Source organism: Escherichia albertii (assembly GCF_028622335.1).
Taxonomy (GTDB): domain Bacteria; phylum Pseudomonadota; class Gammaproteobacteria; order Enterobacterales; family Enterobacteriaceae; genus Escherichia; species Escherichia albertii.
Map to the genome: position 1 here is coordinate 3,982,432 of NZ_CP117568.1, position 13,897 is coordinate 3,996,328.

A 13,897-nucleotide genomic window follows, 5' to 3' on the forward strand; every position below is an offset into this window, starting at 1 on the left:
TCTGACATAAATGACCGCTATGAGCACTGCAATTACACGCCAGATCGTTCTCGATACCGAAACCACTGGTATGAACCAGATTGGCGCGCACTATGAAGGCCACAAGATTATTGAGATTGGTGCCGTTGAAGTGGTGAACCGTCGCCTGACGGGCAATAACTTCCATGTATATCTGAAACCCGATCGACTGGTGGACCCGGAAGCCTTTGGCGTACACGGTATTGCCGATGAGTTTTTGCTTGATAAGCCCACGTTTGCCGATGTGGCTGATGAGTTTATGGACTATATCCGTGGCGCGGAGCTGGTGATCCATAACGCAGCGTTCGATATCGGCTTTATGGACTATGAGTTTTCGCTGCTCAAGCGTGATATTCCGAAGACTAATACCTTCTGTAAGGTTACCGATAGCCTGGCGGTAGCGAGGAAAATGTTTCCCGGTAAGCGCAATAGCCTCGATGCGTTATGTGCTCGCTACGAAATAGATAACAGTAAACGAACGCTGCACGGGGCATTACTCGATGCCCAGATCCTTGCCGAAGTTTATCTGGCGATGACCGGTGGTCAAACGTCGATGGCTTTTGCGATGGAAGGTGAGACGCAACAGCAACAAGGTGAAGTAACAATTCAGCGTATTGTGCGTCAGGCAAGTAAGTTACGCATTGTTTTTGCGACAGATGAAGAGCTCGAAGCGCATGAAGCCCGTCTCGATTTGGTGCAGAAGAAGGGCGGAAGTTGCCTCTGGCGGGCATAATTATCCATAAAAGGCGCTAAAAATAGTATGTTGGGCGATTTTTGCAGCAAACGATTCAAAAGGTAAGAAAAACCGTTGACGAAGGACGAGGTAATCCGTAATATTCGCTCCGTTCCCAACGGAACACAACGCGGAGCGGTAGTTCAGTCGGTTAGAATACCTGCCTGTCACGCAGGGGGTCGCGGGTTCGAGTCCCGTCCGTTCCGCCAAATCCTCTCATGATAATGAGTTCAAAGAGTCGCAACTTTCTAAGTTTGCGACTTTTTTGTATCTAAATTTTGTCACTCTCCTTCTGATATCTCTTTTGGTTGTGGTGCTGGTGCGTTAATCGCTTGTGTAACCCTATTCATTCGTATCCCGGGTATTATCAATTCATTCATAGTAAATATATTTACCATACTATGTTTTTTATTTTTATATTCATTATATGAATTTGTAATTGATATTATTTTGTTTTTGTTCTGATTGTGGTGGGATATATAATCAGAATCGGATATTATGATAATTAATACAGGCGAGGGAGTGTCCGGTTATGAATTCCAAAGTAGTTTGTTGTTTATGTGTGATGTTTTCACTTCTTGTGGGGTGTGCCTCAAAATCTCCTATTGATGCAAAGAAAAAAAACGCTCCAACTGAAAAAAACATGAGTAAAAACTCAAGCTCGCAACTGACCGATAAAGATCTTTTTGGAAATGAAACCACGCTGGCGGTTTCGGAGGAGGATATTCAGGCGGCGCTTGATGGAGAGCAATTTCGCGTGCCGCTCAACTCCCCTGTGATTTTGGTGCAATCAGGTAGTCGCGCGCCAGAAGCCATTATGCAGGAGGAGATGCGAAGATATTATACTGTCGCCACATTTTCAGGTATTCCAGACAGACAAAAAGTACCGACTTGTAGTAAAAATAAAGATGAGAACCAGGATATCGCAGCCGCTGAAAATATGAACTGGATGCAGGCGCTGCGTTATGTCGCTGCAAAAGGACATCAGAAAGCCATTATCGTGTACCAGGATACATTACAGATCGGAAAATACGACCCTGCACTGAAATTAACTGTGTGGTCCGACTACAAAAGTGAAAAACTGACCGATACGATATCGCTGCGCTATCTGGTACGATTCACGCTGGTGGACGTGGCAACCGGCGAATGGGCTACCTGGTCGCCGGTAAATTATGAATATAAAGTGCTTCCACCACTGATCAGCAAGAATGAAGCCAGTACGACTAATGTGACAGAGCAGCAAATCATGCAACTTAAGCAAAAGACATATAAAGCAATGGTAAAGGATTTGGTTAACCGCTATCAATAATAAATTATATCTGCCGCCAGTAACTTCTGGCGGCAATGGAATGGTACAAAATTCTTTGTATAAGAAATTTTTCCTGACAAAGGAAGTACCACAAATAAGAAAGGACATATAATTCTAAGTTCAAACTATTTATTTTAAGATGGTTAACTATTTTAAGTTCTTAATCATCCCGATGAGAAATATATTCATTATTACATTCCATGCCGTTTTTAATATAGGTTGCACCAGGGAAAATTCCTTTGTTATTACTGCAGGGGTGATAATGAGCATTGACGTATCCTGTGACAAAGGGGGCCATTAAAGGTGCTATGGCGATAGCTATTAATAAAAAAGTAAGAGTTAACTGCATTGTTATATCTGTGGCGAAATTGATAATTTTCGTTTTTTTGATTAAGAATGATTTTATTATCGTAAGTAAAATTACATGAATGTTTAAAAAGGAAAACGATATGAAACCAAAGCATAGAATTAACATTCTCCAGTCGTAAAATATTTCCGTACAGCCTTTTATTATTGAATACAGAGGTTTAATACCGGTAAAAAATAAAGATGCATTGAATGCAGGAAAAAATAATATGGCTATAAAAAACATCGAAAGAAAGTCTTTCAATTTAACATGTAAACGCATAGTTAATCCTTATACCACGGGGGGAGTGTTAAGAACATACATAAATGGAGTCATGCTTTCCCTTTTCCATTTGTCAATTTCCTGTTGCCGTTTTAGTCCATCTCTAATCGCATCTTTTAATTTTTCTGATAAATGGTATTGAGTATCGATTTCATTTAAAACAACTGTACACACTATCCCTGTCAGTAAAATTGCTCCCCCTACAAGAATTACTGGAAAGCCAAAACTAAGACAGGCAAAAGAAGCCAGGCTTCCAATAGCGGTTGCAGCACCGCCTGCAATCACTGCTTTAACAACATCCATAGAAATATCGCCAAGAAAATTAACCAGATCCCGCTCAGAACTCATAATAAATTCTATGGTTCTCCAGGCTACTGAAAACCAAATACAGAACTTAACTCCTTTTATTGATTCAGATAAAGATCCTCGCCAGCCAATAGCGAGCTCCAGCACTTGAGGTGCTCGTGAAGAGAAAATATATTTACCAAGTTTTTCTAAAAGCCAGGGACTGGATGTTGTAATTTTTATATACTTCTCTCCAAGTATTTCAAAATAACTGGCTCTTGTATGCTTTAAAGTATTAAGATTAAATATGATTTTCCCATTTTCATCAAGCCCAGTCGTTAACTTACCCGCGTTAGATAACCAGGCGAGTGTATCTTTTATACCTGAAGGATGTGTAGTGATAAAATGAATGTAATCAAATGATGTTATTGGCTTGAGTATTTTTTTTGCAACTTCAAGTGTCAAGAGAATAACATGATGAGTGTTCTGACGCCTTAACTCATCAATGAGAGGAACATCGTCAAGATAAGGGTGCTGAGGTACTAGCTGGTTTATCGGTTGAGACCCCCGAAGAATGTCACCCACATAATCAGCCCACTGTGCATTCTGTGTGTTTTTATTATTCCTTAAACCAGCCATTTTATCTCTCCACAATAGAAAGTTATTATATTATTACTGTATACGATCCTGCCATTTACTCATTGCATTTGTCCCGGCTAATGTATGCTCCCATGAAATTGTTTCATAAATAAATGTAATTCTTTCCTGTGGCTCCAGTTCTTTTTCCAGGACAGCATGTGGTATGACAAAATCAATGCTTGATATTCTGGCTTTTGACAGGTTTATTTTATAGTAAGGCTGGTAAACGCCCGCTTTACTGGTCCGGTAGAGTATAAATTCGCACGTTGTCATTATTTCATTGTCACTTATCGCTTTTGCCAGTAATGGCGAAGATTTATCAACGGGCTTGGTTATGGTCAGCTCATGATGATTGACATTCTGACTTCTTGATATGGAGTGCATTAGCGCATAAACCATGATCTGATCTTTATGCTCTGGCTGTGCTTTGTTTCCGATAGAATCAAGCGTTGAACAACTCGCTGAAATCAGCCCTTGTGTTTCCCCACTCAACGATAAATAACTCATATTTGCCATGATAATCTCCTTTAATTAAATAATTCTTTTCCTGACGTGGTCCCGGTTGTTTCCTCCTGCATCACGTTATTCTTCAGCAGCAGCCAGCGACTTAATACGCCGTCGAGTCGCTCATTAATTTGTTTTTCCAGCGCATCTGTATTCTGCTTTTGCGCACGGGCATCCTGGTACTGCGTCAGCAGAGATTCCAGAGGCGTTTCCTGCCCTAGCCCCCGCTCCGCCTGCCAGATAACATTTTTGATGTAGGAAAGGGTTAATCCCTCTTTCTCGCGCTGCATCACGAGATCTGCAAAGTCATGTAAGTCCTGACGGGTCTGTAACCAGCCGCGTAACTGTGGGCTGTTCTGTGCGCGGATTTTCAGCGTCTCATTCCACTGTGCAGTGGCCTGCTGCTGTTGCAGGCTTTCCGGCCAGCGACTGTCGGCAACACGCATCATCTGCATCCCGGTTTCCAGCGGTTGTACCGGAGAGGCATCAAGAAGTTGTCGTAGCCTGTGTTCATAGTTTTTGAGTTCGGGCGATGCCATCCAGACTGTTGCCGCACCCTGTGCGGTATCACTGACCTGGGTGAGTTGTTGCTGCATGGGATAAACCTGCCACCACCAAAGAGCAGCGGCAACAGCCGCAGAGCAGACAATACCCGCGATAAAGCCTTTCGCTGCACAGCCCTGCTTTGCCTCTCTGGTCGGTAGTGTGCTGTTAACCTGTCTGTGCACCTCCACCTTCATTTCCGGCAGCTCGGGGGGGAGCGGCATTACCGTTTCTGTTGCTGGTGCAGTGCTATTTTCTGGGGCATAAACCAGCGTTCTGACTGTGGTCTGTGCGGCGTTCTCAGTGTTGCTCTTCGGCTGAGGGGCAAGCCGTTTACGCGTGTTTTGCATAAAATAGAGCAGATTCTCCACGCGCGGAACGCGCTTCAGCTCCACCTGCTGGAGCTTGTCGCAGATAAGCTGCAATGCTCGCTCTGTGCGGTAGATCAGCGGCAGATCAGATTCTGCAAAGGAGATTTGCTGGCGCAGGATATTGCCGGTGCGGGAGTTGAACCAGTCCAGCATTTCAGTGCGCGCCGGGCCGCTTTGCGGCCAGAACTTATCCCAGTCATGGCTAATCATTGCCGCCAGCAGTTCCGCACCTTCGCAAAAGCCAGCCAATCCCTGTGTCCGTGTCCGGGCAAGCGTGTAGTAGGTGGCGGTGTGCAGGTCCACGCCGTTGCTTTTAAAAATCGTCAGTGCCAGCGACTCCACCAGTTTCCAGTTCAGCTCCGGCTGTGACGGATGACTGGCTTTGTTGATTTCCTCGCGGATAGCGCTGAACTCCGGTAGCCCGCGCGGGTCGCTGCCGGTAACAATAGTTTGTGTCAGTACGTTATTATTCATCCCTGCTTCCTCAGTACAGCGTGTCAGACAGACTAAACTGGCTGAACAACCCACCACTGAACGGGTTATCTTCCGTATCGGTATGCACGCGGTAGGTCATTGCGCCACTGTCCACGCTAAAGCGCACAGTAAAGTTGCCATCCTGTACTCCGGTTAGCTGTCCGGCTCCGAACAGGCGGAACTGCGCCCATGGCCCACTGAAGCTGATACTGCGCGGTGCTCCGCCGCGGGTTCCTATCAGTGTTAGTTTGCTTTCATTACCTTCCCGCATGTTATTCGGCCATACCAGATGGGCGGAATAATTGCGTCCCTGGCTGTAATCGACTAACTGACCGTCAAGGTTCAGTACGCTGCGACGTTTGTTGCCGGAAAGTGATACGGTTTCCACAGCAAAGGAGGTCCCCAGGCCGTTCTGTTTGCTGAAGAAGATGTCACGGATTTTCTGCGCGGTGTTCAGTTGCTGAATAATATCTTCACGGATAATGACGCTGTTATCGCCATCCTCCAGATGCAGGTCATTGTCGATAAACAGCTTCAGATTCTGCTGATAGAAAGTATCCAGTATGCCGTCCGGTTTAAAGAAACGCTCAAATGCATCCAGTGACGCATCCTGTGCAGAACGAGGATTAAACGGATAGTTATTTGCCAGTTGCTCGTTAAACGGTTTTACCACGCTATCGCGCCAGTCCACTTCCATATAGTGAATAGCTTCCACCATCACGACATGCCAGGCCTGGTCAGCTAGTCGGCCTATCCAGCGGTTGAGTGGCGCTGGCAGAGTTTTTGCCATCTGGCGGGTGGCGAATATCGGATCGCTGCTGTTCTGGTCAAGGCGTAACTGGACGGCTTTCAGCGCCGATTTTCCCGGTACAGGCGCGTTCTGGATCGCCAGCAGATAGCGGTGCAGCTCTGTTAACTGTTGGTACACCGCCTGCATCGTACTTTCTTTATCCTTTTGTACCGCGAGTGTACTGTTTTCTGGGGCGAATTCATGCCCCAGACGGGTAAGTAACTGGTAGTCCGGCTCTGCCAGAGCTTCTTCCCGCTCTTTGTCAGAGAGTTTTTCAGAAAAAACGCCTGGTTGTGTGTTGTCTCGTAATACAGTCAACGCCCGCTGCAAAGGCTGATCACCGCTGATCACCTGCTCCAGCGCCCCGGTCAGTTGCCCGATGGACTCAAAATTGCGGATATTCAGGTTGTCCATCCCGGCCCGCCAGGTGGCGGTGTAGTCGCTGATATACTGTTCTATCAACTGGCGCTGGATTTCCGCGCGGTCGGTCTCACTGTATTTCACGCTGCGGGTAAGGTTGAGTACCCAGGAATCCATCGCCGTCAGTTCAACCAGCTCATCGCGCTGTTTTACAAAATAGCTTTGCAGGCCGTAACGGGTAAGAAACTGGGGAACAACCAATTTGTTATCATCGGCAGACCTAAAAACCTGGTCAAATGTTGGCCCTACCTGGTCACGGAGGTTGAGGTCAGCAGGCAGCACGCCCAGTGCCCGTGTTTTCAGGCTCTGGTAAACCCGCTGGTAGACAGGCAGTTTGTTCAGTTCTTTCTGTGCTGCCACGACTGGCTTGTCATACGGCGTCCAACGGCTGATAGCGCCACTGTCGCCAGCCAGGCGCTCTGCGTGCCAGTCAGTGTGTGCAAGTGCGTAGTCAAGATGGGACATCAGTTGTGTCTGAATATCACGCTGGCCGTGGAATTTTTCGCTCCAGCGTTTAGCCATATACTGTTTCACCACCTCATTATTGCGCCCGCTTTTGTCCTCCAGCATTCGCATTACGCGCAGCACGGCGAGTTTTGCCTCGCTTTCTGGCGGCGCGGCGTTTATCTCTTTGACCAGCCCGTTAAATAGCGAAGGCAGGTAACGCTGCTCCAGTAACTGCAGGTAGGTCTGCTCCACATAAGGGCCGATGCGTCGTCCCTGATACAATCCCATATCAGCCAGACGGCTGCGGTTGCCCCAGTCGCCGTAGGCCAGTGTGGCATCACGCACCGGGTTCAGTAGCGGCAGTTGCAGGTTGCCATAGTCATCTTCCCCCTGCGGAGGCGGCACATCCATAAAGACTTTTGCCTGCTTAAGCACAGTAATGCCGGACTGATAGTTACCGTTGTAATAGTGATGCCAGCCGATAATGAGCAGCAGTGCTGCTACACCGCCTGTAATAGAGAAGATCGTCAGGCGACGACGGGAACGCATTAGCCAGGTGCGGCTCTCCGTTGCCAGATTAGGCTCTGCGAGTAATGCCTGAGAAAACAGACTGCGGGTGAAATAGGGCGCGGTGTCCACCAGGGGCCAGGACGCCAGTGGGTTATTGCCTAGTCGGTACTGGCGGGCGGCTGACTGAGTGAAAATATCATCCATCTGTCCACGTTGCAGCGAGGAGGTGAGATAAACGCCGCGCAGCATCACGTTCATATTTTCGCCGTCAAGCAGTCCTTCAAGCAGTGATGCCAGCGGTTCACGGCTTCCCTGCATCTGGCGGGAAAAGCTAAATAGAGACGCTCGGGAATGGTTCTGAGCGACCATCAGGTCCGGCAACGCCAGATTCATTCGATCCACCCATGTTTGCCAGAAAGCATTCAACTCTGTTCGCCAGTTGTCATTTTCATGGGCTCGATGGGTGAATGTGACACCCAGAATCGCATCACGATCCTGCCTGTTTAATGACTGGAACAAGGCGGCAAAACCTTGTAATAAATCAAGGCGGGTCAGTACAACGTAAACCGGTAACTGGCAATGAAGATGCTGGCGTATATCCTGCAAACTGCTGCGCAGTATTTGTAAAAGATACTCACGGCGGCGTTTGTCTGCGGTCAATAGATCGGGTAAATCGAGAGTCAGAATAATCCCGTTCAGAGGCTGACGTGCGCGCTTTTCCTTCAGCCAGCCGAGGGCATGTTCCCACAGGTGGCGATGCAGGATATCCGCATCAGCGGAAGCGCAGAGTGTGCCGTCGATATCAAAGAGCACGGCCTGTTTACCGACATGGGGAGTGAGGTACAGGTGTTGTTCTGCACCGTGTGCGCCCTCCGGGGCATAAATAATGTCAGACGGAAAACCTTCCCGCAGTAACGTGGTTTTACCACTACCAGCAGGGCCGATGACCATATACCAGGGGAGTTGCCACAGGTAACGGCGGTTGTCGAGATGGCGTTGCAAGTGCAGCAACCAGCGATCAAGGTAACGTTGCTGGGCGTTCAGTTCCACACTGAGCGGATTAACGGCCTCTTCGCGCTGTTGCTTTTGTATTTTTTCAAGCTGTTGCAGGCGTTTCATGACCCGGACGGTAAGCCATACAAGAGCAATAATTCCCCATATCGCCGTCGCCAGCCAGCGGTTAGCCAGAGGTTTGAGCCACTGTTCTTCATACAGCGTCCAGGTCGGGCCTTTCCACCAGATCCATACCAGCAGAAAGAACCACACCAGTATCAGCAGCCAGAAAGCGGAGACTTTAAACCGGGGCATTGCCGGTCGCAGGGCTGATTTGAGTCCGCTGAATAATCGCGGGGTCGGTAATCTGAACACAAAAACTCCTGTTCTCTTTTATTGTTCTGCCGTGAATTTATGTTCGAGTTGCTTAAGCAGGGATGGCTCCCAGTCCGTGACCATCATTTGCGTTCCCATCCTGAACAATATCCTGTACTGCTGTTGCGCAAGCTGTACCAGCCCTGCTTCTTCCATAAGTTGCGCGCCAAAATACTGACGGTGAAACTGGTCGCGGGGTTCACCTGCGGGCAATGTGTCCAGATATCGCAGGGCGGCTTCTAGTCCTTGTTCATCAAAACACGCCTGCGCAGCTTGATTATCTTCATTACTACTCGTTTGTGTGGCCGGGCTGCCAGTTGAAGACGCAAGCCACTGCTTCGTTTTTTCTGAAACGAACGGTGTGCGGTCGTTAAATAGCAGAGCGGCGAGAGAGGGCAGACGACTAAGAAAAGAGACAACTTCATCGCGGATGGCATCGCCTACGGTCATATAACCAAGATGGTGCGCTATTTGTGCAGAAAGGCAGTGACCATCCAGCCACCAGGGCGCCAGCAACACGCTTTTTTCCACCTGCTGCCACAGCACCATATCTGCGTTGGCAAGTCGCGACTGGTAATCCGCAATCATATCGGCAGAGACCGCGGCTAGCGGGGTTCGTCCGTCCTTTTCTGCCTGAGGGAGGCTGGTGATGGATTGCCACAGGGCATGACGACGTAGACGGTAGCCCTGCGGCGAGTCCGGCTGGCGCTCGCATAAAATGGTCGCCACTTTCAGCAGTGTATCGCGCCAGGCTTTATCATCGTGGTTGTCGATGGTAACCAGCGTGGCTGGATTACCGGATTGTGTCATGCCGCTTTCCGGCATGACGGTAGTCTGCGGTGTGTTTCCTGGGATTGCTGGAGTGGAGGAGGGAACAGGGGAAGTGCCATTAAATGCTCGCTGATACAGGGCAAAAAGATCATCCGTCGCCTGCGCCAGTTCCGGTACATTATGTGACTGCCAGCACTGTGCGAGTTTCGCCAGTTCACCCAGCAGCGCGTCGCGTTGTGCTGTGACGGCACTTTTCGCAAAAACCGTAATGCCCGCCTCGAAGCGTTTAATAACCTGGCTGGCAAAGCGTTTTTTATGCGCCATATTCTGTGGAGCTGCCACTGTCCAGTAATGCTCCATATACAGCGTCAGCAGGCGCAGTGCCTGGAGCGGATCGCCTGCATGTTGCAGGGTTCTCAGCAGATGCGCCAGCAGGCGAAAATCCTTGCTCTCCGAAGCCAGAAGGAGCAATCCCCTTTGCTGGAGTTCCGGGATATTCAGCTGACTGTGGGCCAGAGACCCTAGTTTGACGATTTCGCCGTCGATATACTCCCAATCCGGGTTATCGTCTTTCAGCGCCGATGCCTGTTTTTCTTCCGGTAGTTTTTCCAGCAGGTGCGACATCCAGACATTTGGATCGCGTAAGTCCATTGCCATATTTTTATTCCCCCGCCCAGTGGCAGGCGTCGCGTAGCGGTGCAATGACCTGCGACAATCCATCAATGTTAAAAGTCAGTTTCCCTGCAGCCGAATCTGCGCCGGTATCAATGATCAGTGTTTTTGCCCCGAACAGTTGCTTAATTTCATCAATCCCGGACAGCCCTCTGCTGGACTCCAGCAGGACGCCGTTCTCACGCACAAACCAGTGGCTGCGCAATGCCCGGCTGTCAGCATCCAGAGTGATGGCAATATCATGGGCATCCAGAGGATGCATCAGCGCCACCTGCATCCGGGTGATATTGTCCACACAACTGAACATCAACACCGGGCGTGGCGGAACATGACCGATAGCCGGGGTGGTTATCACCACTGTCTGGCGTTCACCAGGCACTTGCGTCATCAGCAGCTCTGTGGTGTTGCCCTGGCGGCGTTTTTCCTGTTCTGTGGCGCGAGTCCAGGCTTCGCCCACAAAGCTGGCTTTGACCAGTGCGGTGTTGCCAAAGTTGGGCTGTTCCGGCGCAAGAATACGGTCATAACAGTCAAGCCGCTCCAGCGCCGCGGGCTCCCGCCGACAGGACTGCATGGCCTGTACCGTGGTTGTTGCATCCGGCGGTGCCGCTGTGGCGGCGGCTACCGCCACAGCGACCATTGACGATGTTTCTGCGGGAGTGGCACTGGCGGGTAAGCCCGCGATCAGGCCCGCGATAAACCATCCTGTCTGCCGGAAAACGCGCAACCTGTTCATAAAATCGCGTCATCCTCTGTGACGGACTCATCGTCCCGAGCATCTTCCACATCTGCCGTAAATGCACCGTCTGTCGCCGACAGGCGAATCCGGGCAATCGCCGTGTTCGCCGCCATTTTCTGCAACAGTAGCAGCGAGAGCGGTGGCAGCATGTCACCGTCGATGACCGATTCGAGCATCCTCGCGCCGTTTTCCGCGCGGGTGACGCGGCTCATGATTTCATTCGTCACTTCCGGTTCAATAATCACCTCCGCGGCAAAGCGGCTGCGCAGCACGTTATCCAGGCGGGCCAGTTTTCCGGCAATGATGGTGACGAGCGTCTCTTTCGACAGCGGCAGGTATGGCACCACTTCCATACGCGCCAGCAGGGCAGGTTTAAAGAAGTCAGCCAGTACCGGATACAGGGCTTCCTGCATGGTCTCCGGGTCATCGGCGTGTTCGACAATCACCTGGTAGCCGAGGTTGGAAGTGAGGAAGAAGACGATGTTTTTACAGTCAATCAGGCGGCCTTCGCCGTCTGCCATCTCGCCCTTGTCAAACGCCTGGTAGAACAGGTTGAGCACATCCGGGTGTGCTTTTTCCACTTCGTCGAGCAGCACCACCGAGTACGGTTTCTGGCGAATGGCTTCAGTCAGTACGCCGCCTTCGCCATAGCCGACATAGCCAGGAGGTGAGCCAATCAGCCGCGAGACGGTGTGTTTCTCCTGGAACTCAGACATATTGATGGTGGTCAGGTACTGGCGACCGCCGTAGAGCAGCTCTGCCAGTTGCAGGACGGTTTCGGTTTTACCCACGCCGCTGGGGCCAGCCAGCAGGAACGCGCCGAGCGGGCGTCCCGGACGGCGCAGGTCGGCGCGCGCGGTCAGCAGATGTTTATGCAGGCTGGCAATTGCCAGGTCCTGGCCTTTGATGGTGTCGCCCAGCCATACCGGCAGGTCGGTGATGACCGACATTTCATTCTGCGACAGGCGGTTAAGCGGCACGCCGGTCCATTCGGCAATCACCGCCGCAATCTGTTTTTTATCGACGTGCGGGGAGATCAGCAACTGGTCGTTATGCAGGGCGTCCAGTTGGGCCGTGAGCTGTGCCAGCCGCTGTACTGGGGAAACCGTTTCTGCGGTTTCTTCCGGCTGTGCGCTGCCAGCTTCATCAGCCGGTGCGACACCGATATTATCCTGTTCTGACTCTGACGGCGTATCCTCCACGGCATCTGCGTCCGACAACGACGCCGCATTGTCTTCTGCAACGCCCAGCAACTGCTGGCGCAGCGCGATAATCTCCCGGACCAGCGCCTGCTGCTGATGCCAGGCGGCTTCCAGTTCATCCAGTGCCGTCAGTGTTTCATCGTACTGCTCCAGCACCCCGGTCATCCGTGAGGTGTCGGTACGCAGCCCGATGCGAAGCTCGCGCTTAAGCTGGCGAATTTCCGCCTCCTGCTGGTGGCTCAGGGTGGTCAGTGCCGAGATTCGCTTTGGTGGCGATGAAAGGTTGATTGCTACACGGGCGCAGGCGGTATCCAGCACATCAATGGCTTTGTCCGGCAACTGACGCCCGGAGAGATAACGCTCGCTTAATGTTGCTGCGGCCTGTAAGGCGTCATCATCAATCAGCACGCCGTGAGACTGTTCATAGACCGCCGACAGGCCGCGCAGAATAATGGTGGCCTCGGCGGCGTTGGGTTCGCTGACCTTCACTAACTGGAAGCGACGTGACAGGGCGGCGTCTTTCTCGAAATATTTTTTGTACTCGCTCCAGGTGGTGGCGGCGATGGTTTTCAGCTCGCCGCGCGCCAGCGCCGGTTTGAGCAGGTTGGAGATATCCAGCCCGCCCTGCTGGTTGCCCGCGCCAATCAAGGTATGCGCTTCGTCGATAAACAAAATGACGGGGACCGGAGACGAAATGACTTCTGCCATCAGCCCCTTGAAACGTTTTTCGAATTCGCCCTTCACCGACGCCCCGGCCTGCAATGCGCCCAGGTCAAGGGTCATGATATCGGTGTTTTTCAGCTTGTCCGGCACCTGGTCTGCCACGATGCGCAGCGCCAGCCCTTCAATCAGCGCGCTTTTACCCACGCCCGCTTCGCCCACCACCACCGGGTTGTTTTTTCGGCGACGGCAGAGAATATCGATCATCAGGTCGATTTCGTGGTCACGGCACAGTACCGGGTCAAGCCCGCCGTTACGGGCGTCTGCGGTCATGTTTTTGGCGTAGCGGGCAAGCAGGCTGTCAGCGGCGTCCGTCAGTGTACCTGCGCCTTTACCCTCTGTATCCGGTACGACTGATTCCGCCGACTCCAGTGTCCATTGCGCAAAGTCCTGTTGCAGACGGTCACGGTTAATGCCGGTCAACAGCCGGGCGGCAGCGGGCGGTATGTAACGTAGCGGTGAATGCAGCAGGGCCAGCAGCAACACGCCGCCGCGCAGCTCGCTGTGCTGCATTTCTGCCGACGCCAGCAGCCAGCTTTCTTTCAGCCACTCAACCAGCATCGGAGAAAACGCCGGGTAGCTGTCCGCAGAACGGGCGGTTGGGTATTTCTCCACCGTCAGCGCCAGGTGTAACTCTTCCATGCCAATATCGCTCTGCCGGGTAATAACCCGCAGGTCACTGCGCGGCATGGCGAGCATCTGCATAAGCACATGGCTGACGGTAATTTCCGCGTAAGCGTCAACGGAGCACCGTATT

At 51.2% G+C, this 13,897-nt stretch carries 10 protein-coding genes and 1 tRNA gene; 3 read left to right on the top strand and 8 right to left on the bottom strand.

What is annotated here, in order from left to right; genetic code table 11:
• The first annotated feature begins 19 nt into the window (after nucleotides 1-19).
• From dnaQ to PS053_RS19270, 3 genes are all read left to right on the top strand, one after another.
• A complete protein-coding gene (dnaQ, locus tag PS053_RS19260) occupies nucleotides 20-751 on the top strand; it encodes a DNA polymerase III subunit epsilon (RefSeq protein ID WP_002430287.1) in 732 nt (243 codons plus the stop codon).
• Between the two features lie 132 nt (nucleotides 752-883).
• Nucleotides 884-960 (top strand) — tRNA-Asp (locus tag PS053_RS19265).
• A 323-nt stretch (nucleotides 961-1,283) separates the two neighbouring features.
• Nucleotides 1,284-2,060 (top strand): lipoprotein YafT, encoded by a 777-nt coding sequence (locus PS053_RS19270; RefSeq protein ID WP_256879477.1) that lies wholly within the window; start codon nucleotides 1,284-1,286, stop codon nucleotides 2,058-2,060.
• A 160-nt stretch (nucleotides 2,061-2,220) separates the two neighbouring features.
• Here the strand turns inward: PS053_RS19270 and ykfM are convergent, their stop codons facing one another.
• From ykfM to tssH, 8 genes are all read right to left on the bottom strand, one after another.
• On the bottom strand, nucleotides 2,221-2,688 hold the full coding sequence (ykfM, locus tag PS053_RS19275) for a protein YkfM (protein ID WP_038430066.1): 468 nt from the start codon (nucleotides 2,686-2,688) through the stop codon (nucleotides 2,221-2,223).
• Between the two features lie 9 nt (nucleotides 2,689-2,697).
• Nucleotides 2,698-3,612, bottom strand: coding sequence for a hypothetical protein (locus PS053_RS19280; protein WP_256879476.1), 915 nt, complete (start codon nucleotides 3,610-3,612; stop codon nucleotides 2,698-2,700).
• Between the two features lie 33 nt (nucleotides 3,613-3,645).
• Nucleotides 3,646-4,128 (bottom strand): Hcp family type VI secretion system effector, encoded by a 483-nt coding sequence (locus PS053_RS19285; protein WP_044712774.1) that lies wholly within the window; start codon nucleotides 4,126-4,128, stop codon nucleotides 3,646-3,648.
• Between the two features lie 11 nt (nucleotides 4,129-4,139).
• Nucleotides 4,140-5,504, bottom strand: a complete 1,365-nt coding sequence (locus PS053_RS19290) for a VasL domain-containing protein (RefSeq protein ID WP_256879475.1) — start codon at nucleotides 5,502-5,504, stop codon at nucleotides 4,140-4,142.
• 10 nt (nucleotides 5,505-5,514) lie between these two features.
• Entirely contained in the window at nucleotides 5,515-8,979 is a 3,465-nt protein-coding gene (tssM, locus tag PS053_RS19295; protein WP_476397316.1) for a type VI secretion system membrane subunit TssM, read from the bottom strand.
• Between the two features lie 78 nt (nucleotides 8,980-9,057).
• The gene (gene tssA, locus PS053_RS19300; protein ID WP_059242375.1) at nucleotides 9,058-10,467 is read right to left on the bottom strand and encodes a type VI secretion system protein TssA; all 1,410 of its coding nucleotides are present in this window, start codon (nucleotides 10,465-10,467) and stop codon (nucleotides 9,058-9,060) included.
• A gap of 4 nt (nucleotides 10,468-10,471) precedes the next feature.
• Entirely contained in the window at nucleotides 10,472-11,215 is a 744-nt protein-coding gene (gene vasI, locus PS053_RS19305; RefSeq protein ID WP_044710921.1) for a type VI secretion system-associated protein VasI, read from the bottom strand.
• Nucleotides 11,212-13,896 carry a type VI secretion system ATPase TssH gene (gene tssH, locus PS053_RS19310; RefSeq protein ID WP_420703706.1) on the bottom strand — a complete coding sequence of 895 codons (2,685 nt, stop codon included), beginning with the start codon at nucleotides 13,894-13,896 and terminating at the stop codon, nucleotides 11,212-11,214. The genes vasI and tssH overlap by 4 nt, the downstream gene beginning before the upstream one ends.
• Between the last annotated feature and the right edge of the window lies 1 nt (nucleotide 13,897).